The organism is Metabacillus malikii (genome assembly GCF_030813355.1).
In the GTDB taxonomy this organism is placed as follows: Bacteria; Bacillota; Bacilli; order Bacillales; family Bacillaceae; genus Metabacillus; species Metabacillus malikii.
In genome coordinates this window covers 61,315-83,752 of record NZ_JAUSUD010000021.1, presented here as the reverse complement: position 1 = coordinate 83,752, position 22,438 = coordinate 61,315, and the positions used below count along the sequence as shown (strand labels likewise).

The 22,438-nt window shown below is 35.8% G+C and carries 25 protein-coding genes; 8 read left to right on the top strand and 17 right to left on the bottom strand.

All coding sequences use genetic code 11. From position 1 onward, the window contains the following. Positions 1–118: 118 nt before the first annotated feature. Together J2S19_RS17800 and J2S19_RS17795 are read right to left on the bottom strand one after the other, a co-directional pair. A complete protein-coding gene (locus J2S19_RS17800) occupies positions 119–1,201 on the bottom strand; it encodes a D-alanine--D-alanine ligase (RefSeq protein ID WP_307344520.1) in 1,083 nt (360 codons plus the stop codon). A 228-nt stretch (positions 1,202–1,429) separates the two neighbouring features. Further along, the gene (locus J2S19_RS17795) at positions 1,430–1,552 is read right to left on the bottom strand and encodes a hypothetical protein (RefSeq protein WP_307344517.1); all 123 of its coding nucleotides are present in this window, start codon (positions 1,550–1,552) and stop codon (positions 1,430–1,432) included. 136 nt (positions 1,553–1,688) lie between these two features. Here J2S19_RS17795 and J2S19_RS17790 point away from each other — a divergent pair, with 136 nt between their 5' ends. Beyond that, positions 1,689–2,207 carry an RNA polymerase sigma factor gene (locus J2S19_RS17790; protein WP_307344515.1) on the top strand — a complete coding sequence of 173 codons (519 nt, stop codon included), beginning with the start codon at positions 1,689–1,691 and terminating at the stop codon, positions 2,205–2,207. Next, entirely contained in the window at positions 2,207–3,064 is an 858-nt protein-coding gene (locus J2S19_RS17785; protein ID WP_307344513.1) for a LolA family protein, read from the top strand. Before J2S19_RS17790 ends, J2S19_RS17785 begins: the two co-directional genes overlap by 1 nt. Positions 3,065–3,195: 131 nt before the next feature. Here the strand turns inward: J2S19_RS17785 and J2S19_RS17780 are convergent, their stop codons facing one another. Then, positions 3,196–3,750, bottom strand: a complete 555-nt coding sequence (locus J2S19_RS17780) for a peptidoglycan-binding domain-containing protein (protein WP_307344510.1) — start codon at positions 3,748–3,750, stop codon at positions 3,196–3,198. Between the two features lie 152 nt (positions 3,751–3,902). On the opposite strand from J2S19_RS17780, the gene J2S19_RS17775 reads away from it, so the two are divergent. The 4 genes from J2S19_RS17775 (at position 3,903) to J2S19_RS17760 (ending at position 6,632) form a co-directional block, all read left to right on the top strand. Then, the gene (locus J2S19_RS17775) at positions 3,903–4,892 is read left to right on the top strand and encodes a glycoside hydrolase domain-containing protein (RefSeq protein WP_307344509.1); all 990 of its coding nucleotides are present in this window, start codon (positions 3,903–3,905) and stop codon (positions 4,890–4,892) included. Between the two features lie 116 nt (positions 4,893–5,008). After that, complete coding sequence (locus J2S19_RS17770; protein WP_307344508.1) at positions 5,009–5,449, top strand: DMT family transporter; 441 nt, start codon at positions 5,009–5,011, stop codon at positions 5,447–5,449. A gap of 13 nt (positions 5,450–5,462) precedes the next feature. Beyond that, entirely contained in the window at positions 5,463–6,041 is a 579-nt protein-coding gene (locus J2S19_RS17765; protein WP_307344556.1) for an LOG family protein, read from the top strand. Positions 6,042–6,161: 120 nt separating this feature from the next. After that, positions 6,162–6,632, top strand: coding sequence for a divergent PAP2 family protein (locus J2S19_RS17760; protein ID WP_307344506.1), 471 nt, complete (start codon positions 6,162–6,164; stop codon positions 6,630–6,632). Positions 6,633–6,752: 120 nt separating this feature from the next. Here the strand turns inward: J2S19_RS17760 and J2S19_RS17755 are convergent, their stop codons facing one another. The 4 genes from J2S19_RS17755 to J2S19_RS17740 form a co-directional block, all read right to left on the bottom strand. Then, a complete protein-coding gene (locus J2S19_RS17755; protein WP_307344504.1) occupies positions 6,753–7,379 on the bottom strand; it encodes a LysE family transporter in 627 nt (208 codons plus the stop codon). 268 nt (positions 7,380–7,647) lie between these two features. After that, positions 7,648–8,409, bottom strand: coding sequence for an alpha/beta hydrolase (locus J2S19_RS17750; protein WP_307344502.1), 762 nt, complete (start codon positions 8,407–8,409; stop codon positions 7,648–7,650). 306 nt (positions 8,410–8,715) lie between these two features. Continuing rightward, complete coding sequence (gene ribD / locus J2S19_RS17745) at positions 8,716–9,807, bottom strand: bifunctional diaminohydroxyphosphoribosylaminopyrimidine deaminase/5-amino-6-(5-phosphoribosylamino)uracil reductase RibD (RefSeq protein WP_307344500.1); 1,092 nt, start codon at positions 9,805–9,807, stop codon at positions 8,716–8,718. Next, positions 9,800–10,549, bottom strand: coding sequence for a GTP cyclohydrolase II (locus J2S19_RS17740; RefSeq protein ID WP_307344498.1), 750 nt, complete (start codon positions 10,547–10,549; stop codon positions 9,800–9,802). The genes ribD and J2S19_RS17740 overlap by 8 nt, the downstream gene beginning before the upstream one ends. A 178-nt stretch (positions 10,550–10,727) precedes the next feature. Between J2S19_RS17740 and J2S19_RS17735 the strand changes: the two genes are divergently transcribed. Then, entirely contained in the window at positions 10,728–11,048 is a 321-nt protein-coding gene (locus J2S19_RS17735) for a thioredoxin family protein (RefSeq protein ID WP_307344496.1), read from the top strand. A gap of 530 nt (positions 11,049–11,578) precedes the next feature. Here J2S19_RS17735 and J2S19_RS17730 read toward each other — a convergent pair. From J2S19_RS17730 to J2S19_RS17710, 5 genes are all read right to left on the bottom strand, one after another. Beyond that, positions 11,579–12,148: a glycerol-3-phosphate responsive antiterminator gene (locus J2S19_RS17730; RefSeq protein WP_307344494.1), complete on the bottom strand. Its 570-nt coding sequence runs from the start codon at positions 12,146–12,148 to the stop codon at positions 11,579–11,581. A 667-nt stretch (positions 12,149–12,815) separates the two neighbouring features. After that, a complete protein-coding gene (locus J2S19_RS17725) occupies positions 12,816–14,480 on the bottom strand; it encodes a glycerol-3-phosphate dehydrogenase/oxidase (protein WP_307344492.1) in 1,665 nt (554 codons plus the stop codon). Positions 14,481–14,756: 276 nt separating this feature from the next. After that, complete coding sequence (glpK, locus tag J2S19_RS17720; RefSeq protein WP_307344490.1) at positions 14,757–16,265, bottom strand: glycerol kinase GlpK; 1,509 nt, start codon at positions 16,263–16,265, stop codon at positions 14,757–14,759. A 36-nt stretch (positions 16,266–16,301) separates the two neighbouring features. Next, positions 16,302–17,123, bottom strand: coding sequence for an MIP/aquaporin family protein (locus tag J2S19_RS17715; RefSeq protein ID WP_307344488.1), 822 nt, complete (start codon positions 17,121–17,123; stop codon positions 16,302–16,304). A 235-nt stretch (positions 17,124–17,358) separates the two neighbouring features. Beyond that, positions 17,359–17,955: an AAA family ATPase gene (locus J2S19_RS17710; RefSeq protein WP_307344486.1), complete on the bottom strand. Its 597-nt coding sequence runs from the start codon at positions 17,953–17,955 to the stop codon at positions 17,359–17,361. A gap of 168 nt (positions 17,956–18,123) precedes the next feature. Here J2S19_RS17710 and brfA point away from each other — a divergent pair, with 168 nt between their 5' ends. Further along, positions 18,124–18,369, top strand: a complete 246-nt coding sequence (brfA, locus tag J2S19_RS17705) for a ribosome rescue factor BrfA (RefSeq protein WP_307344484.1) — start codon at positions 18,124–18,126, stop codon at positions 18,367–18,369. On the opposite strand, the gene J2S19_RS17700 is transcribed toward brfA, so the two are convergent. The 5 genes from J2S19_RS17700 to J2S19_RS17680 all read right to left on the bottom strand — a co-directional run bounded on the left by J2S19_RS17700 (position 18,341) and on the right by J2S19_RS17680 (position 22,437). Further along, on the bottom strand, positions 18,341–18,808 hold the full coding sequence (locus J2S19_RS17700; RefSeq protein WP_307344482.1) for a DinB family protein: 468 nt from the start codon (positions 18,806–18,808) through the stop codon (positions 18,341–18,343). The genes brfA and J2S19_RS17700 overlap by 29 nt on opposite strands. 16 nt (positions 18,809–18,824) lie before the next feature. Beyond that, positions 18,825–19,313, bottom strand: a complete 489-nt coding sequence (locus J2S19_RS17695) for an HPP family protein (protein ID WP_307344554.1) — start codon at positions 19,311–19,313, stop codon at positions 18,825–18,827. Positions 19,314–19,538: 225 nt separating this feature from the next. Continuing rightward, positions 19,539–20,114, bottom strand: a complete 576-nt coding sequence (locus J2S19_RS17690) for a CGNR zinc finger domain-containing protein (RefSeq protein ID WP_307344480.1) — start codon at positions 20,112–20,114, stop codon at positions 19,539–19,541. A 36-nt stretch (positions 20,115–20,150) separates the two neighbouring features. Continuing rightward, a complete protein-coding gene (locus J2S19_RS17685) occupies positions 20,151–20,954 on the bottom strand; it encodes a hypothetical protein (protein ID WP_307344478.1) in 804 nt (267 codons plus the stop codon). Positions 20,955–21,210: 256 nt separating this feature from the next. Beyond that, positions 21,211–22,437 (bottom strand): extracellular solute-binding protein, encoded by a 1,227-nt coding sequence (locus J2S19_RS17680; protein ID WP_307344476.1) that lies wholly within the window; start codon positions 22,435–22,437, stop codon positions 21,211–21,213. Between the last annotated feature and the right edge of the window lies 1 nt (position 22,438).

Genomic DNA, 22,438 nt, shown 5'->3' with positions numbered 1-22,438 from the left:
ATATAAAAATTACGCGTATTTTCAACGGTTTAGAAGGGTCGGACTCTTTTCCAAATAAAGAGGAACTGACATGTAACTATCCAGTTCCTACATTCATCTGAGTATATAAGTATTTCCCTTAAAAAGTATGTTTTATTTCTTGCTTTTGCTTGTAACGTTCCAAGGCTAAGTCTACTAATTGTTCAATTAAATTCGGATATTCAATACCGCTATGTTTCCATAATGATGGGAACATACTAAAAGGTGTAAAGCCCGGCATTGTATTGACTTCATTTATTAACACTTTTCCTTCATTTGTTAAAAAGAAATCTGCGCGAACAAGACCTGATCCGTCGATTGCTTTAAATGACTTTATCGCCATTTCTTTAATTGTTTCATACTCATTATCTGTCACATTCCCCGGAATCATTAGGTCAGTATCGCCGTCTTCATATTTTGCCTTATAGTCATAAAACTCTTTTTTCGGTGCAATTTCACCTACAACTGAACAAATTGGCGCATCATTTCCTATAACAGCAACTTCAATTTCTCGTCCAATAATCCCTTCCTCGATGATTACTTTTCGGTCGTATTCAAAAGCTTCCTTAAATGCTTTCTCCAATTCAGCTTTATCTTTACACTTACTAATTCCAACGCTAGATCCCAAATTTGCAGGTTTTACAAAACATGGATACCCAATAATTTCCTCTACCTGTTTATATGCATTATCCTGGTTATCATTGAATTCACTTTTTATAAACGATATATATTTTGCTTGAGCCAAACCAGCTTGGGCAAATAAGTTCTTCATAATTACCTTATCCATTCCAGCAGCAGAAGCTAATACACCGTTTCCTACATATGGAATATTCAAAACTTCTAGTAGCCCTTGAACTGTGCCATCTTCACCATTAGGCCCGTGTAACAAAGGGAAAATAACGTCAAGTTTTTCCGTTCCAGAAGGTCCTTCAGAAATTGAAAACAAATCATTATTTAAAGACAAAGGTGAAATTTTATTTCCTTGCAGTTTCAACAGATTGACATCGGTAATTGGAGCTTGTAAGACACTTCCTCTAATCCATTCTCCGACTACATTTATATATATTGGATGTATATCAAATTTATTAGCATCTAATGCATTTATAACAGCAAGGGCCGTTTGCAATGAGACCTGGTGCTCAGCAGACTTCCCTCCATAAATAAGACCTAATTTCATTTTCATTAAACTTCCTCCTCGAATATAATCATTCCTATTTTATCACTTTAGAAAGTAATTGTTAGTTAGTTTTTATAATCTTTCATATCTTTTCATAATGTTCGTTAGTTATAGAAAAAATATAGGGTTCTTTTTTAAAATTTTACCGAGTTAAATCAAATGTAAGTGGGTGTTTGAGGTTTAAATAATAAGCTCTTTTCTAAAGGCTTTTCTAAAAGATTGTTGCTTTTTGCACTAACCTTTTTTAAGGGTTTGTTGGAGCATAAGTGCAACGCCATCTAAGTCTAAAGCAACAATGTCTACGAAAATAGCCAAAAATAAGTTCATTTCATATACCCAGGCACAGTAATCCTTCATTTTATTCTCCTACACTTACAATATCATTGTATGATTAACCTGAGACAATTCTTACTCTCTTATGATAATTTCTAAATTAATTGAAACAACTCATGATTTCAGACGTCTTAGATTATGAAACAGGAGGGAATCTATTGTGGACAAAGAATCTATTGCAGACATTATTGAAAAGCATCGATCAAAAATTATAAAAGTAACGAAAAACATTATTAAAAATCCCTCTTTAGTTGATGATATTGTCCAAGATGCAAGTATAAAAATATATACGTATTTCCAAAAACACGAATACGAGATTCCTAAAAACATTGAAGCTTGGGTAACGATTCTTACTAAAAATACGGCCTATGACCATCTTAGAAAGATAAAGAGACAGCAAGAAATTATTCAAAATTCTGGAGAGAGTACACATAATCACGAATTCACTACCGACACTCCCGAAAAACAACTTTTATCGAAGGAACAGATTCACCAAATAAATGAAGTATTTTCTCTGTTAGATAAGGAAACTAGAGAAATACTAATTTTGCGAAACCAAGGATACTCCTATAATGAAATATCAAAGTTAAAGAAATTATCACTAGGGAAAGTTAAAACAAAGATATTTCGCGGCCGAAAAAAAATGATGGATCATTTAATGGAAAAGGGGGTGTTGTAATGACCTGTACTGAACAAAATAAAATCCTCATGTTTGACCAGCTTTCTAGTGAGGAACAAGACCAATTACTACATCATGTAGAACATTGCCTAGATTGTCAAAACTATTTCGATAAATATATATCATTGGAAAAGGGCCTATCCTCTATCTTAGATGATATAGATTTGTCTGTTAATTCGATAAGAAAGGCTTCCACTAAACGAATGTTCAAACGGGCATTACTAGCTTGCGCATCACTTTTTCTCATTATTTTGAGTGTATGGAATACTCCACATGTAAAGGCTGCGATTGAAAAGGCTATAAATGATGTCATTATCGACTATTTTCATGAAAATGAACAACCAATTGAATCGATTAATAAAGAAAAAGAAATCATTACTTATGCAAAGGTTCATTATCCTGACCTTGGATTAACAGAAATATACGCAAAAGATAAGCATGTTCGCATGGTTTTCGAAAATGGTGATTTCATCATATCCGATGGCAAATATTACGCTTCATATTCTAAGAAAGACAATCTGTTTCATATTAGCGAACTTGCTCAAAACAGTCTTGAACCGATCATTTCCTATTTTAATGATCTTGACCCAAATAACATGAAATTTATTGGAGAAAAACAATATTTAAACCGTTCCATTGAAGTTTATCTTGTTAATGAGAGTGAAGGTATACAAACCGAATATTGGTTCGATAAAGAAACGAAATTATTTTTACGAAGCATACAGCTTGTTGACGGTAAAAGAGATGAGTCTTCCGATGTTAAACAATTTAAAGTTGTCGAAGTAGAAAAAGGACATAAGCTATTTGATTTCATTGCTCCTGATGGTGCTACAATTGTGGATGAATCTTCACAATGACTTAGTGAAATACTGACTTTAAATCCTTGAATCCATTTTCCAAAACACATACTATATTTACAAATAGACATACCTACCTATGTACGAGTAGTGGCGGCGACTCATTTCATTTGAGTCACCGCCCTGTTCAACTAACTTGATGCAAATGATAAATAATGATATGTTTTCTGCCCAACAATTCCATCAACAGTTAACCCCTTATTCCGTTGAAATGCTCGAACGGCAGCATCTGTCTTCGTACCAAATATTCCATCAGTAGGACCTGGGTCATATCCTAAACAACTAAGGACTGCTTGGACCCCTTTAACATACGAGGTATTATTTGCACTATTATTCTTTTTCACTGTGTATGTAAAACTGAAGTCTATTTTAGTATCATTAAGTACAACACCTAATGTTTGTCCCCCTGATGCACCTTGCTGAATATACCCCTTCCAGCCTTGATTCATAATCCAGTTATATCCCAAGGTTTCTGATACCATATTACTAGTCCAAGCACTTTTTCCGTTGCAACTAAATGCTCGGACATAATGATTCGTCGCTGCTCTCATTGCTTGCATTCTTACCTCTCCTTGGTCAGAATACGACTGTGATGGTACGTCTGCATTTTCTTCAGCCGCAGCTTGTCCGGTAATATACCCCAATACTAGTAAAAAAATTATGAATCTTATTATATACTTGCCCATAAAATCCAATCCCCCCCCTTACTTTTATGACGTATTAACAGCTGAATTGTTTCATTTTTTCCAGAAAAATACAATATTTTCTTAAAATAATATATTTAGAACCTTTTATCTTGCTTCTGAATAGCATGAAGTAAAAGATAGGAGGGATTCTGTTGACAGAATGGTACAGGCACCTATGGAAAATTATTGGATTTTCACTATTTCTAATTCTCCCTTTACTTTTATGCTTTTATATCATTCACAAAGACCGTAATGAAACACCACATATAGATAATGCTCGTCCAGTAATAACTGAAAAAACAAGCGAAGAAAACGATGAACATAAAATGCCGGAAGAACAAGATGAATCAGTTGAGACTGCTAGTCAACCTACAGAAGAAAAGAACAAGGATAATGAAGCAAATAACGATGAGCAAAATAATGCAACTGCTAATAATAAAGACAACCGAGATAAAAATAACGATGCAACGAAAGAAGAAACTAAACCCGAAGTTCCCGATTTTGTTTGGGGTGTTGACTCAGCAAGCTATACAGATGATACATTGCTTGCGTGTGTAAATGATAACTTTGGTAACCCTAAGGTCTGGGGCCGTTATCTTGGTGACAAAGAAGGTGTTTCGAAAGGAATTACAAAGGAAGAGTGGCAATTATTAAATAAAAATGGCATTAAGGTTTTACTAATATCTAACCAATTCACAGATGCCACAACTTATGAAAAAGGGAAAGCAGAAGCTGAACAAGCAATTAAATTAGCAAAAGAAGTAGGTTCTCCAGAAAAAAGTGCAATATTTGCTGATATTGAACCAGATTATCCAGTTGACGAGAACTTTATCGTTGGCTGGTATGAAACAATTTCATCCTCGGGATATATCCCTGGTATATATGGAATTTTTGATCAAGAAGAGAAATTAACAATTGCCTTTAATGCTGCCTCTGAACAAAAGGAAGGACTTAAAGAATCAACATATTTATGGACGGCAGCACCTAATATCGGAATCACTTCAGAAAGTAATGCTCCGAAGTATTCACCTGAAGGTCCTGAAGGCTCGATGTTATACGGGTGGCAATACGGAATTGATGCCGAGACATGCAATATCGATACGAACCTTTTTAAAGGTGAACTTTTAAATCACTTATGGTAAGAACACGGAGGAATTGCTTAATAGCAATTCCTCATTTTTATTTTTTTCTATAATCTAGTTTTCATTTTATGAAAAACAAAATAAACTAGTTATATGATATAGAAAGAAGGATACATATGTGGATTTTACTGATTTTATTTGCATTTATTGCCGGGCTTGTCTTGCCATTCCAAGTCAGCATAAATGCTCAGCTAAAAAATGTTGTTGGCAACCCAGTACTTGCAGCAGCTATCTCTTTTTTTATAGGGTTTATCGTTCTTTCGGTAGCGACTCTTTTTAATCAGTCATGGAATATGAGCAAACAAATTTTTTCAGCTCCATGGTGGGTATGGACTGGCGGATTACTAGGTGCCTTCTATGTATTTGCAACGATTTTCCTCATCCCAAGACTAGGTGCGGCAACTACAATTGCCCTAGTTCTTGCAGGTCAAATTGTTGCTTCCATCGTTATTGATCATTATGGAATACTTCAAGTCACTGTACACCACATCACCCTTCCTCGTGCTATTGGAGTGATTCTCATCTTAACAGGTGTTATATTAGTGCAAAAATTTTAAGGGGGGGATTTATCTGAAGCAATTATGTGTTTTTTGTGGCTCTAATCCAGGCTCTTCACCTTTTTACATTGAAGAAGCAAAGCGACTAGGCACCCAGCTGGCAAATGAAGGAATCACCCTTGTCTATGGTGGATCAAAGCTGGGGATAATGGGGGCAATTGCAACTGCAACGTTAGAAGCTGGTGGAAAAGTCATCGGCGTGATGCCGAATACATTAATGAATCGAGAACTTGCTCATACTGAATTGACTGAATTAATTGTTGTAGAAACAATGCATGAACGAAAGGCAAAAATGTCTGAGCTTTCAGATGGATTTATTGCTCTACCTGGAGGTCTAGGAACAATGGAAGAGTTTTTTGAAATCTTCACCTGGGCACAAATCGGAGAACATCAAAAACCAATCGGATTGCTAAATACAAACCATTTTTACGACAAGCTACTTGATTTCTTAAACCACATGATTCAAGAACAATTTCTTATGGATGAGCAATATTCAATGATTATTGTCGAACAGAATCCAATAAAATTACTACAACGTTGTAAGAAATTCATTCCAGTTCATCAACCAAAATGGATGAATCCTCAAGCTTGATTATTGTCTGGGAAATATTTTGTCGTAATTTATCATAATTTCAGCTCATTTACCTAAATAATCAATTCCACAAAGAATTTTGCATAGACGTTTGATTTTGATAAACAATATGTCTATGAGGTGAATGAGATGAATCGAGGGATATGGACTGCACTTTCAGGAATTGGTATTGCACAAGGATTGAAGGTCTTCACGAATAAAAAGATAAATGGTACATGGGATTGGCGCCCAATCTTTTCAACTGGCGGAATGCCTAGCTCCCATTCAGCAGGTGTTTCAGCACTAGCAACATATGTTGCTTCGAAAAAAGGATGGAATTCAACCGATACTGCGTTAGCTGTCATCTTCGGTATTATCGTGATGTATGATGCTCAGGGTATACGGAGACATACAGGTGAAATAGCAAAAATCGTGAATGACATTGATGCAGATATAGAAGTTCTTTCAGGTCATTTACCTGGGTTATTTCATGTTAAACAGGAAAAGGAATTGAATGAATTGCTAGGCCACCAGCCGGCAGAGGTTGCAGGTGGAGCACTGTTAGGAATTCTAATCGGTCTAATCAGTGCCTATTTTGAAAATAAAAAATAGTTTGCATGGGTGACTCAAAAGGCGCTAACTCATCCGACTAAACACCGTTTTAGAAAATGGGGCAATACTAATATATAATGTAGTTGATGAGGCATAGCATTGTTTTGAGTCACTTCCTAATTAGAAGAATAGTAATTGTAATGCCTGATAACCAAAATATATACCAAAACCGATTAAAGATAAGCCTGAGAGTACCGATATCCATACTAGCATTTTATTTGTTAAATATTTTCGGAATGTACTTGCTACACATGCCATTGTAAAGTCCCATAACAGCAAGCCGAATATTATTGCTGAACTATAAATAACTAACTGACCAGTGCTATACATAGTGACTGCATTTGCTAATACAGATCCATAGATACCTAACCAAAATAGGATTGTTAAAGGGTTAGCTAGTGACATAAAGAAGCCTGAAATAAATGATTTGGAATAGGTAATATTATGGCTTCCCTTCTTCATTTCAATTTTCCCTGCACTTATTAAGCTTTCAATTCCGGTGTAAGTTAATACAAAAAAGCCAAAAAGCCATAAAAATGCCTTCATAAATGGAATATCAAGAAAATGTACTAAGCCTAGATAAACTAACAGCATATAAACTAAATCAGCAGTTGTTGCCCCAAGTCCAACTAGCCAAGCATTTAAAAATCCCCCTTTAATTCCCCGGTCCAACTGCGCAGCATTGATTGGACCAATTGGTGCAGCTAGTGATAACCCTAAGAAAATGTAACTAAAGATGATGTTCATTAATATTTCCTCCAGTAATGGTATGCTTGTACATCATATTCAGCACATTGAAAAATATACTAGTTTCTCAGTATTAATGCATCATCATTAGTCTTCAAACACTAATTTTACAAAACAGTGGAGAGCCTGTGGATATATAGTTCCTTACTTACAATTTTTTGAGGTGTTATTAACACTTTCCATTTAAACGCTTTCAAATATGTTGATAAGTATACACAAATGTGAATAAACCTGTGGATAACTATGTTTTGTATCCACAGGTTGTTCATTACACAAGACTAGTTTTTGTTAATGTCTTGTGGATATGTTCCACAACATATTCAACGATCATATTTGCATCGTTGTCCATCGATGCTACATGATAAGAATTTTCTAATTCAATAATCTGTTTCTCCTCAGAATCGATGTTTTTATAAATATATTCTGAATTATTTGGTGCTACTACATGGTCAGTAGTTGATTTGAATAAGATTGTTGGCGCTGTAACAGTGTGTAGCCGACTTTTTGTATCTTCCATTAGCAGTAATAAGTTTTTTACAGATTTAAGTGGTACTTTATCATACGTTATTTCATATACATCATGCTTTTTAATATCCGGTTTTCCTTCGTTTAGATAAGCTTGTTCTTCCTCTTCTAGAAACTGTTGATAACAAACTTCTGTAACAGCCGCATTAATTAGAAATATACCTTCTAAATGATGACTTGCCGCTACTTGGAGTGTTAAAGCTCCCCCCATTGATTGACCAATGATAAATACCTTTTCACAAACTTCATTCAACTTTTCAAACGCATCGTCTAGACTATCAATCCAATCTTGATATATACAGTTTTCCATATCAAGATAATGTGTGCCATGTCCAGCTAATCTTGGAATTGAGATCGTAAAACCATAGTTCGACAGTTGTTCTCCAATAAATTGCATACTTTGAGGTGTACCATTAAAACCATGGCAAAGTAATACCCCGATCTTATTTCCGTTTATAAATATGCTATCAGCACCTGGTAATATAGGATATTGTTCCTTCTTCATCATATTCCTCCGTACAATTGAGATATCTATTTCATATTTTATATTCAATAATTCATATAAGTTTACTTGGTTTTAAGTATACTATTTACTATTTCTAATATCAAGATATAACTATACAAAAAAGCCTTTTAAACAAGATACTGATTTCCTGTTAATAAGGCTCCTAATACTTTCTTATTAATTACTTGTCGGAACTGTTTTATGGATTAACTTAATAAAGGGCCTGTCCGCTACTGACAATTAGCGCAAGAGGCGAACGCCACCTCTTAAAAACAACTTGATAATACATTTTGTTTAGAGAACGACTTATTGAAAGACAGGATAGCCCACATACTTAAAGTCGGGACCTATTTTTTCGATTTCCAGATTCGCAAGCTCAACCGCATCCGCCATTAATTCCATTCCTTCACCTGCTAAAAAACTCGGAGATTTTCTTCCACCAATAAGTTTAGGGGCCACATATAGTACAAGTTTATCTATAAGCTGTTCTTGGAAAAATGAAGCATTCACTTCTCCACCACCCTCAATAAGAATTGAAGAAACAGATTGTTCACCTAGTATCGTTAACACTTCATCCAAGTTAACTCTTTCAAGCCCACTTGTCACGAATACCTTTACCCCTTGTTGTTCTAGTTCTGACTTCACTTCAGCTGAATGTCCCTCTGTAGTAAATATCCATGTTTCTGCTTTGCTATCTGTTACTACTTTTGCATCCATCGGAATTCTTAATGAACTATCTAGAATAATCCGTATTGGATTTCTTCCATTCGGAATTCTGGCTGTTAATTCTGGGTCATCCTTAATGACAGTATTTACACCTACTAAAATACCAACATGTTCATTTCGAAGTACATGCACATCATTGCGTGCTTCTTCTGATGTAATCCATTTACTATCCCAGGAAGCTGTAGCTATTTTCCCATCAAGTGTTGTAGCTGCTTTAAGCGTCACAAAAGGTTTACCTTTGACTATGAATTTATTGAATACTTCATTCATCTTTCTGGATTCTTCTTCACAGACACCGATAACAACATCAATATTGGCATCTTTTAAAATTTTCACACCATTACCAGCCACTAACGGATTTGGATCTAAGGTTGCAATCACTACTTTTTTTATTCCCGCTCTTACGATTGCTTCTGCACAAGGTCCTGTTCTTCCATGGTGTGAACATGGCTCGAGTGTAACATAAATTGTTCCACCCTTTGCTTGCTCTCCTGCCATTCTCAATGCATGAATCTCTGCATGTGGTTCTCCTGCCTTTAAGTGGGTTCCTACCCCTACAATTCGATTATGATTAACGATGACAGAACCTACTAACGGGTTCGGATCAGTTTGTCCCTTCATAGCTTTTGCATTTGATAAAGCTAACTTCATATAAGCTTCATGCTCATTCATTAGGAAAACCTCCTTTAAAATGGCCTGCCTTTTCCATCTTTGTTTTTAAGTACTTTTCATTATATTCAGATATATCTCCCCAAAGAGGAATACGTTTAGCAACATTTGCGCCTGACTGCTGTAAAGCTTCTAGCTTTTTTGGATTATTGGAGATTAATGTAACAGGTTTATGTCGAAGGCTTTTCAATATTCGAATAGCATCGTCATAGCTTCTCGTATCATCCTCGAAGCCTAATTCAAGATTAGCCTCTACAGTGTCATATCCTTCTTCTTGTAGTAAGTAAGCGAGAGCCTTACTAAATAGGCCTATGCCTCTTCCTTCATGATTAGCGAGATAAAATAAAGCACCGCTTCCTTGCTCTACGATCATTCTCATAGACTGCTTTAACTGAAATCCACAATCACAACGTTTACTCCCAAAAATATCACCTGTATGACAAATGCTATGCATACGAATTAGGGCATCCTCCGTATATTGGAAATCTCCGTATACGAGTACACTTGATTGCTGGGCATTAGCTAAGTTTGCGTTAGGTAGATTATCTAGCAATTCCTCGATGCTGTTGGTACTCATTTCTCCATCAACATTCAACCAACAATACCACTTAAAATTTCTAGTTTCCCCATCTAATTGGACTGGCAAATGAATTGGACCAACTAAATATGTACTGCCTTGAAAATATGGAATTATGTTTATTTTCTCCTTAAAACTTTCAATCGATGCTTTATTTGCAATCTTCATATAATTTTTGTCCTTCCCGAAATATACTCTATTATTGTAAGGCGAGTATAATGAGAATTCCTATATTCGTCAAGAAATCTGCAACGATTATAAAGTCTTAGATGTTCTTTTAAAATACATAATCACTTCTACTGATTTTTCTATATAAATTGGTTACAATAGTGTTGAGGTGATAGAATTGGAACAATTAAAAACAGATGAACAATTCCAACAATTTATTGCAAGTGAGGAGCCTGTTGTCGTAAAGTTTGTAACAGACTGGTGTCCTGATTGCAAAAGAATGGATATGTTCCTTCCAACAGTTTTTGAAGAAGTTAAAGATGTAAATATGAAAGAAATTGATAAAGATGAATTTCCTGAGATTGCAGAAAAATACGATGTAATGGGAATCCCTAGTCTACTAGTTTTTAAAAAAGGCGAGAAGCAAGCACATTTACATAGTGCAAATGCAAAAACTCCAGACCAAGTAATCGAGTTTTTATCATCTTCAGTGAAATAATCGCAAGCAGGCTAGTATTGAAATATACTTCACTGGCCTGCTGTTTTTATTTAATTGGTACGGGTTCGTTACCTTTTATTTTTCATTAAGGCATTGAAGAAACAGCCACGTGTATAATCCCTGTTACACAAACTAAAAATACCATAAAGTAACAGGAATACAGAATAAGTAACTTCAAGATACTATTTTTGGTTATTTGATAATATGCTATAAATCCTATCACTATCAAAATAATCCATATCATAATTCCCCACAAAGAATGTAGAAGTGGCGAGTTCACTATCCACAAAATAGTTATACTTGTATAAAGTAGCAACAAAACGAAAACAAAGCCCTTCATAGTTCTTCTCCTTTGTTAAATAATCTGTAAAATGATAACACTTAATCAAATATGTACAGCGGTTTAAAATCATATACATAGAATATCTATGTATATGATAATCATAGCGACTTAATCATGCAACACAATTTCTCTAACTCTTTTGATTAATCACTCCCTAGATAAATAAAAGCACCCCATATAGAGGTACTTAATGTTTTTTCATTTTATGGGAGAGTGTCCAAAGTTCCTTTCTAGAAGTTGTAACTGCCTTCGCACCTGCTGCGAAAACCTCATTTACCTCATCCTTGTTTGTAATGAGACCACCAGCAATAACAGGAATTTTCGTTTCAGAATGTACCTTTTTTATAAGGTGTGGTACACAACCAGGCAACACTTCGATGTAATCGGGCTGTACTTTTTCTGCTAATTTATAACTTGTTTCTAACGCAAGAGTATCTAACAGAAATAGTCGTTGAATAGCTAAAATACTATTTTTCTTCGCTGTTTTAACTACGATTCCCCTCGTTGAGATTAATCCAGCTGGTCTTATTTTCTGACAAAGAAATTCTGTTGAATATTCATCATTCTTTAACCCTTGAATTAAGTCTGCATGTAATATAACTTTTTTATGATAGCTTTTAGCATATTTCATTATGCTTTCAAGTTGTGCAATATGTACTTCGAGCATCACGATATATTCAATATCGCTCTTTAAAATATTCTCAAAATCTTTCATTGTTTTGATTGCTGGCAATATTCCTTGTCCATTAAATGTCATGTCATTCCTCCTTATGTTGAACATCTGAGATTGAGCATATCAAATGATATAATCAATGATGTCTTCGTTTTGGTTATCCGATCCCCAATACTCGTTTGTCTGTTAGCTGTAATCTATTTATCCTCTTCATACATGATATGCTCCACAGTCGAAATTCAGTCACTAGCTTCAGAAATATTCATTAGAAATTTCTCATATTTCAAATAAGCTCTATCCATCACATGTTTTAACTCTTCATCGATTGTTTGTAACTCATGGTTCTCTTGAAAAATGGAAATAGATTCCCGAATGCTGCCAGACTTGTTGTAGCACTACTTATAAGGCCTGTACCTCCGTTAGATAACACTTTCATATGTGAACACTCCTTATTCAGAGTACCCTTATCATAACATTCACAATCTTAACGTAATATCGTTCTTGAGTTACTGACTAAATGCGATTCTTCTGGAATATTGCCCTACACCGTTTGTAACAGGGCTAATTTTATGGAAAACTCCCCTTCATAAAACAGATGCATTCCATCTCAAAAAAATAATATATGAAATATTAGAACACGAACTTTTTAATTATGTGGTTAATGGTAGAGGGATAGAATAGAGTCTACTCTTATCTTAATCTTCTATTCTTTCACCTCGTGTTTCACCATTTGCTCTGTTAATTTACCGTTCTATTCACCCAATAACGGCAGTACTGCTTCTTTTATGCTTTGATTTAATTCTTTTTCGTATTTTTCCTGTTCAGCATTCGTCCATTCCAATTTCGTTGCCATATACCTTTTGACAGGCTCCTTCCACCTTTCGACCCAATCGATGTCAAATAATAATGACCCTGTTCTGCGATTAAAATAGTCTGTTAATGTAACTGCCATTTCATGCTCAATTGCATACCGCAATGTAGCATACACTTCTAAGGATAAGTCAAATGCCTTTGCTTCTTCTCCATCTTCTTTCATCATTTTAAAGATGAACTCGCTATTAGTCCCATACCTCTTAACTACCTTTGACGCCTCCTGTTTCGTTAAACCTAATTCCTGACCTTCAACAGTTTTTTCTGTAACGTATGATTCAAACCGAACTGAACCTCCTACATCTCCTCCAGATAGAGCAACTTTGTCAGTAGTTGTTTTTGGTATGCTTTGTGACCCATATAGCTGTTTTAATACTAAATCAACAATACTTTCAGCCATTTTTCGGTAGCCTGTTAATTTCCCTCCTGCTATTGTAATGAGTCCACTTTCTGATACAAAAATTTCATCTTTTCTTGAAATTTCTGATGGGTCTTTTCCTTCTTCATGTATTAACGGACGAAGACCAGCCCAACTTGCCTCTACATCTGCCTCTGTTAAATGCAATGACGGAAACATATAGTTTGTTGCATTCAGAATATAATCTCTATCATCTATAGTCATTCGTGGCGCGTGAATCGCTCCTTTATAATTTGTGTCTGTTGTTCCAACATATGTTTTTCCATCACGTGGAATCGCAAACATCATTCGTCCATCATCAAATGGTGTATCAAAATATACAGCTTCCTTAAGCGGGAAACGGGAGGAATCAATAACAAGATGAACTCCTTTAGTTAAGTGGAGATACTTTCCTTTTTTCGACCGATCTTTCTCCCTTAACCCATCTACCCAAGGTCCTGTTGCATTGACAATTTTCTTTGCATAGATTGTTTTTCGTATCCCTTTTAGTTGGTCAATCACCTCTACCCCAACTAGTTTACCGTCCTTATAGATAAGTTGTTCTGCCTTCGTGTAATTAACGGCTGTCACTCCACGACTAACTGCCTCTTTCATCACTTCAAGTGTAAGTCTTGCGTCGTCTGTCCGATATTCCACATACACACCTGAACCGATAAGCCCCTCTTCGCGTAATAGGGATTCTCTCGAAATCGTATCACGTTTATTTAGCATTCTCCTCCGTTCAGACTTCTTAACTCCCGCTAAAAAATCATAAACCTTTAAGCCAAGCGATGTAGAATATCGCCCAAATGTACCATTCTTATATATCGGAAGCATCATCCATACAGGTGTTGTAACATGTGGTGCATTTTCATATACAATTGCCCGTTCTTTCCCCACTTCTGCTACAAGTTTTATCTCGAATTGCTTTAAATATCTCAACCCACCATGGACTAGTTTTGTTGAGCGACTTGATGTTCCTGCAGCAAAGTCCTGCATTTCGATTAAGCCTGTTTTTAAGCCTCTAAGCTGGGCATCTAATGCTATACCTGCTCCAGTAATTCCACCACCGATAACAAGTAAATCCACTGGATCTTTCTCTAAATCTTCTAAATACTCGTTCCTTAATGTACTTGAAAACATATTCATACTAACAACCATCCTCCCTAATTAGAAAAGCGCAAGGCACCTGCCTATCGGCCGATGGCGCCTGGAGCTAGACACCAAAACTACGTACAAAATATCATGATTACCTATCTAGAAAAAAAGAGGACTACAACATTCGCTGTCAGCATTTGCTAACAGCTTCGTTGTAGTCCTCTCATCTTCTTTAGACTATATTTATTAACTTGTATGTGTATAAACGGGTTACTATATAATCATTGTACTATATCTATATGTTGTTTCAAGATATTTGTTTCTAAATTATGACTTTTTATTTGGTTTAAAGCCCATTGTTGCTTCAACCGCTCGCTTCCACCCATCATATAAATGACTTCGTTGTTCTTCATTCATTTCTGGTTCAAATGATTTTTCAATATGCCATTGATGTTCAATTTCTGAACGATCCTTCCAAAATCCAACTGCAAGGCCTGCTAAGTAAGCCGCTCCTAACGCAGTTGTTTCGCTAACGACAGGCCGTTCAACCGCCACATTTAAAATATCACTTTGGAAGCTCATAAGAAAGTCATTTTTTACTGCTCCGCCATCGACTCTCAGTTTTTTCAGCTCTATACCCGAATCTGCTTCCATTGCCTTTAATACATCCTTCGTTTGGTAAGCAAGAGACTCAAGTGTAGCACGTATAAAATGTTCTTTCGTTGTACCACGTGTTAATCCGAAGATTGCCCCGCGTGCATCACTATCCCAATATGGTGTACCTAAGCCAACAAATGCAGGTACAACGTATACACCTTCTGTTGAGTCTACTCTCGTGGCATACCCTTCACTCGCTGGTGCATTATCGAGCATTCTTAATCCATCACGTAACCATTGAATTGCAGAGCCTGCTACAAAAATACTGCCTTCTAAAGCGTATTCGACCTTCCCGTTAAGCCCCCATGCAATTGTCGTTAATAACCCGTGCTCAGATGGTACAGCTTTTTCTCCTGTGTTCATTAACATAAAGCACCCTGTACCATATGTGTTTTTAGCCATTCCTTTTTCATAACACGCTTGACCGAATAAAGCTGCATGTTGGTCACCTGCTACACCAGCAATTGGTACAGATTCTCCAAAGAAGTGATAATCTGCAGTTTCTGCGTATACTTCTGAAGAGCTACGTACTTCAGGTAACATTACCTTTGGTACATCAAGTATTTCCAGCAATTCTTCATCCCATTTGAGGTCGTAAATATTGTACATGAGCGTTCTAGAAGCATTTGTATAATCTGTCACATGCTCTTTTCCCCCGGAGAGTTTCCAAATTAGCCATGTATCAATTGTACCAAATAGTAATTTTCCTTCTTCCGCTTCCTTTCTTGCCCCTTCAACATTGTCAAGTATCCATTTTACTTTTGTCCCTGAAAAATAGGCATCGATTAATAGTCCGGTCTTTTTACGGAATAAATCATTGTAACCTTTCTCTTTTAATTCTTCGCAAATATCAGCAGTTTGTCTTGATTGCCATACAATTGCATGATATACCGGTCTGCCAGTTTCCTTATTCCAAACGACTGCAGTTTCTCGTTGATTCGTAATACCAATTGAAGCAATTTCCTGAGGATTTACATCCGTCTTAGTCAACACCTCTGCAATAACTGCTAAAATGGAACTCCAAATTTCATTTGCATCATGCTCTACCCAACCCGATTTTGGAAAGTGCTGTGTAAACTCCTTTTGTGCGATATCAACAATCTCTCCTGCTTTGTTAAATAAAATTGCTCTTGAACTTGTTGTGCCTTGGTCTAATGCTAATACATACTTCTTTTCCATCATTCTTCTCCCCTTTATTCCTTGTCTTATATGTTTTTATAAGCTCTGTTGTTTTTTATAGGCTATGTCATTATTTGTATTTGAAAATCTAGCAATTAGTACAATAATAGCTAAGATTCCTATTAAAATATATAGCGCATTCAAAGAACCACTATTAAACACAGCATAGTGGAATTGAGCACCTAAAATCCCACCCGTAATTGGTCCTAACACTGGTATCCAAGCATATTTCCAGTTCGATGATCCTTTCCCGGAAATCGGTAAGAGAAAATGAGCGATTCTTGGTCCTAAATCACGTGCAGGGTTAATGGCATAACCAGTTGTTCCGCCGAGCGATAACCCAATCGCCATAATGAAAAATCCTACAATTATCGGATTAAGTCCTTCTGTGAATTCATTTGCACCAATTGCAAGTAAACCAAACACAAGTACAGCAGTACCAATTGTTTCACTTATAAAATTCGAAGGGGTATGCTTTATCGCAGGGTCTGTAGAAAATACTGCTAGTTTTGCTCCCTTGTCATCTGTCGCTTTCCAATGTGGATAATAATATAACCAAACAATTGTCGCACCTATAAAAGCTCCTAACAATTGTGCTGCAATATAAGCCGGTACATCTGCCCACGGAAACTCACCAATCGAGGCAAACCCTATTGTAACAGCAGGATTTAAATGCGCACCACTTATACTACCTACTGCATAGGCCCCAAAAGCAACTGCAAATCCCCATCCCATTGTTATCACGATCCATCCTGCATTTTGAGCCTTTGATTTATTTAATACAACTCCTCCTACAACTCCCCCACCAAAAATAATTAATATCATCGTACCAATGACTTCACCTAAGAAAGCTGACATCCCCATCTACCCCTTTCGTTATTTAAACGCTTACAAACATGTTAACAATCTCCTGAAAAGACAAAAAAACAGCCTATGTATTAAAAGGCACAATAACCCTTTTAACACAATAAGCTGTTTCTCAATGACTCATCAGCACGATTCTTAACTTGTTAGTGTCATTATAGATGAGGATTTTTATTTTGTAAACGCTTTTTTCTCACAAATGTGAAAATTATCCACTAATACTATTTAATTACTTAAACAAGTTAGCTTCCTGTAACGTTATCTTTAGCCTTTCAAAGCTTCTTCTAGATTTTGTTCGAATATCTGGGAGAAGTGTCAATCCTGTAGTGTTTGCGATTAAATTAACGATATCATCAATGGTCATTGTATCTGTCGGTATATGTTCTTTAAATCGCTCATCTGATAAAACGTTTATTCGCTCATCTGCTTGTTGGTAAGCCCATGATTTTTTCCCTTCAAATCTTTTTCTTAGCCTTTTTTCAATTGTCTGCGGTGTTGCAGTTAATGTAAAATGGCTTACTTCAATACCATCTTCCTGTAACTTTCCAATTATCTCATTGTAGTACGTATCGTTCGTTATCGTCATCGGAACAATAATTGTACCAATATATTCTGTAGCCACCTGTTTGAGTGTTTTATAATTAGCCTCACGCCATAACGGATAATCTTGAAAATCTCCTTTAGCTAATTCCTTTGGGATATTGCCCATCAATGCGGAACCAAACCGCTCCGGGTCGTATACAAAGGATAAAGGCAATCTTCTTTGTAATTCATAGGCAACAGTAGACTTACCGACACCAAATGTACCATTAATCCAAATAATCATGTAATTCACCTCTATATTAAGAGAAAGTTAGTAACAATATAATCACCTATTATACAAGATTCCCTATATAATGAGATGAGGATTTTAACCTAAAATGGCTTTTCATTTTTGTCAATTTAATGGATAATTTATATGATGGAATAACTACATTGAGAGGAGTTAATATTTATGGCTAAATCAAAAGCTAAAAGGTACCGCGAGAAACTTGTTAGAGAAGGCAAACAGGATGTAACGATTAAGCGCGGTACTTGGAATGGTGTAAACCCATATTCTAAAAAAACGAAAACGAGGGCTGAGTCCTTAATCAATCAAACAAATAAACATCGAAAGAACCATACTCTATCTAACTATGATGAGAATGGTTCTTTTCCTTTTAAACGGGAGGCTAGGATAAGAGTTGCTTCATCGCTTTGATTGTTGCGAAATGCATTCCTTCGTGATATAAACAAAAGCTTAAAAACTCCTCAACTGATTGTAAATAGAGACCTGTAGATGTTGTATATGGGGTTGTTACCTGCTCTTTCAAACGATTAGATAATCTACGTTCTATTCTAGTAATTTGCGTATTCAATGCATTCGTTAACTCTTCCATCGAAGGCATTGGTTCGTTCACTTCAAGTGGCTTTGTTCCTGGACTGAATAGAGGTAAGTATGCCTCTGGTAGCATCAATTCTTCTCCTACAAAATGAAAAGCAAAACGTTCATGAACGACATAAATATGTCCTAAATTCCATTTTATATGATTATTAAATCCCTTTATGAAATTCTCTGATTTTATATCATCGACATCCTTCACTAACTTCATTGTATTTTGCCTAGCAAATTGTAGTTGTCTCATAAGATAATGTTCCATTTCCCCTACTCCTCCTCTAATACCAAAAGATTGGATATCTTCGGTTTTGCCTTAGATTATTGATAAGTAATGCCATGATTACGATTAGTACGGATCCCGTTAATACAGGTGAAAATAAATAGCTCCAATTATATGACCCTAACATAATGACTATCGGATCAGCACCTGCAGGAGGGTGTGTTGTTTTTGTTAACATCATACATGAAATTGCAAGTCCTACTGCCATTCCAACTGACCAAGGTTCAGTTCCAATAAGTGTCGCAACAGATAGACCTACAAATGACGAAACAAAATGGCCTCCAATAATATTTCTCGGCTGTGATAACGGAGCATTCCACGCACTAAATGCAAGGACACAACTTGCGCCAAAAGGTGCCATTAGCCAGCTTATCATTGTCAAATTGGTTACTAAAATTAGCATGTAAATTGTTAAAAATCCACCAATAAAGCCTGTCATAACATCCTTCAAATTTATTTGTAATGGGTTACTGCTGCCTCCTTTCATTTTTGAGAAATAGTTGGCATGTATCAGACACAATCCCCCTTGCACAACACATCAACCCTTTTTTTCCAATATTTTCTTACATTCTTACTATAAACAAAGACAAACTAACCTGTCAATATAATAATTAGAGGTTAGTTAATCCCGTCTTTTCTTCATTTTTTCCTCTAAACATTATTTATACAGCTAAAAAAGAACCATTTGCGTGCTAGCAATGGTTCTTTCTATTCATTCAGTTTCTGACTTTTTCTGATAGCGGGCTACTTTCTGTCTATTACCGCAAATCTTCATTGAACACCATTTGCGTCTTCCCCCTTCATCAATAAATAAAAGAACGCAGTCTGGATTTAAACATTTCTTTACTTTCTTTAACTTATTTTCTCCAATTAATTTTAACGCATCGTATGCAATTAGGGATTTAATTGCATTGATTGTATTCCCTTGTGGAATAGCTACTAGCTTGTTTTGAATTAATTTAAAGGTAAATGGAGCTTCCTTGATATTGGTCTCTAAATAATCGATAAATTCATTAGAAATCCCATGACCATCAGCTATGCTCTCAAAAGTTTCTCTTAACATCTGACGAATTTCTAGCAGTCTTTCTAATAATTCTTCTATTTCACAATTCTTGCTCCATAATCGATGAATATAGGGATGGATAGTTGTCATACAGTTAAGCCAATCACACAGGTCATCTCCATTCTCTAATATATTGTAGCGATGGCCCCTTCTAACGATTTCTGTATTAACTAAATCCATAGAAATATGGCCAGATAGTAATGGAAATTTCTCTATTTCCGACATTCATTTATCTCCCTTTTCTAGCATATTAGACAATTATTACTTACTCTCATTTTCTCTATTCTTTAACACTATTTCGTGATAGTTTTCATCACGATTTAAAGTAGAATACATGGAAATTGAGTATTCTGCATAAGGCAAATTTGTAGTTTTCTCTACATAATGTACTAGTTCATTAAAATTGGCTTTTGACCCTGATGTTAATTCGATTGTAACCTCTGGGTAATAAGGTTCATTGGTATGAACATCTTTCTCCTTCATATATTTCTCTAATAAGCCATCGTATTCCTTCGTATTAGCAAATCTTCCTTCTTCGTAATCAGTTGCAAACTCCTTTTTCATTTGTTTACTAGTTTCTAGGTCGTCAAACCTTTTAGGTGATACTTCAATACGATGAATTATTACACAACTCTGACTATTTTTGAGTTCCTCGAAGACTTTCTCATGCTTTTTCGAAAATATAGTTGATAAAAGGTACTCTTCAAACACACCCATACCGTACCCACCATTACCAATATCAATTGAAGTAATCACTTTAGTCTGCTCATTATCTTCAAGATTCACCTTCGCTTTAAAAGTATATACAGGCTTACCTTTCGTTTTAACTGGGACAATAATTTGATTATCATTTATTAATGGAATTCCCATATGTACTCCGAATTTTATATTGTCTATGTCAGGCTCTAACTCTATATAATAGGTCTCCTTCCCTTTTTCAACAATTTGATTTGTAATGCTTGATTGAACCTCTTTATCATTCTTATAATCTCTAGCTGCGTTTGATACACAACCGGTCAAAGCAATAGTTAATGCCGAAATCAAATATAGTAATGGTTTTTTCATTTATTAACACTCGCTTTATTTGAGTTTACTTTACGATAGCACTACACCTCATTCTCCATCAATCTATCTATATACCTATTCCATCATTCCTATTTACCGGAACTAAAAATCATTCTAGATTTGACCTGTACCATAATCTGCACTTGCTTAGAATGGTAAATATATAGATAAAGAGGGTGACCCAACTAAGGCGGACTTCTCAAACACAACAAAAATTAGCGTGTGTGAAATCTGACTTTTGAGGCACCCTCTTTGTTTAATTTATCAAGTAATCCCACGAATCTTCGATACGATTCAAACCTTCTTCTGTCGATACTTCTTTCAACAATATCTTTGGTAGATATGTTGAAAAATCATTTAACAATAGCGGGCCTTCAGGGATTACAGGGCGGGATGTTGCAACTTCCAGCTGTGATTTAAAGCCTTGGAAGATTTGATTTTCGAGTAATTCTTCATCCTCATATGCGCTTTGTCTTGTAGGCAGTATCCCTAATTCCTTAGCGAGATATGCCTGATTTTCTCTATTATTCAAAAATTCTATGAATTGATATGCTTCATCAGGTGCTTGTGTATAATTTGATATAACGAGATTATGTCCTCCAACAGGAGAACCTTGTCCCGCAGGTCCTGCAGGTACTGGTGCAATTCCTAAATTTTCAGCGTTCTTAAATTCTGCACCACTTAATATATCAGTAGTTGCCCATGGCCCATTAATGATCATTGCTACTTTTCCCGCTTTGAAATCATCCATCATCACCTGATTCCAATTGTCAAATTGTAGTTCAGGCTGTACCACCTTTTCATTCATTAGTTTCAGCATAAAGTTTATCCCGTTTCTTGATCCTTCATTGTTGATTAAAATTTCCTTGTCGTCAGAAATCATCCCACCCCCAAATGCCCATACATATGGTAAGGCATAATAGGAATCAGGAGAGATGAATACGCCATATTGATTCTCGTTCGTTAATGCTTTGCTCATCATCAGTAGTTCATCCATTGTTTTAGGAGCTTCGTTAAATCCAGCTTCTTTAAGCATTCGTTTATTATAAATAAGCGCTGGTGAGTCTGTAACCATAGGAATCCCATAGATATGGTCTTCATACATATTGTATTTAAATGCCGATTCAAAGTAGTCTTCCTTGTCTTCCTCAGATACTTTATCATCTAACGGCAACAAGATATCCAAGTCCGCAAATTCTGTTGTCCAAGCAATATCGCTTCTTAATATATCCGGCGCTTGATTTGATAATGTTGCAGTTTTAAATTGATTCTGTGCTTTCCCAAACTCTACTTCCTTAACATCAACTTTTATAGAAGGATGCTGCTTCTCAAATTTCTTAGCAATATCTAATAACGCAGTTGTCTCAGCTTCCGCAGTCGTTGTCCAAAATTCCAGTGTGACCTTACTACTTTCACTAGATGAGGAACACCCAACTAGAAATAATGGTATTAGTAAGATTATTAATATAATTCTTCTTAGCATG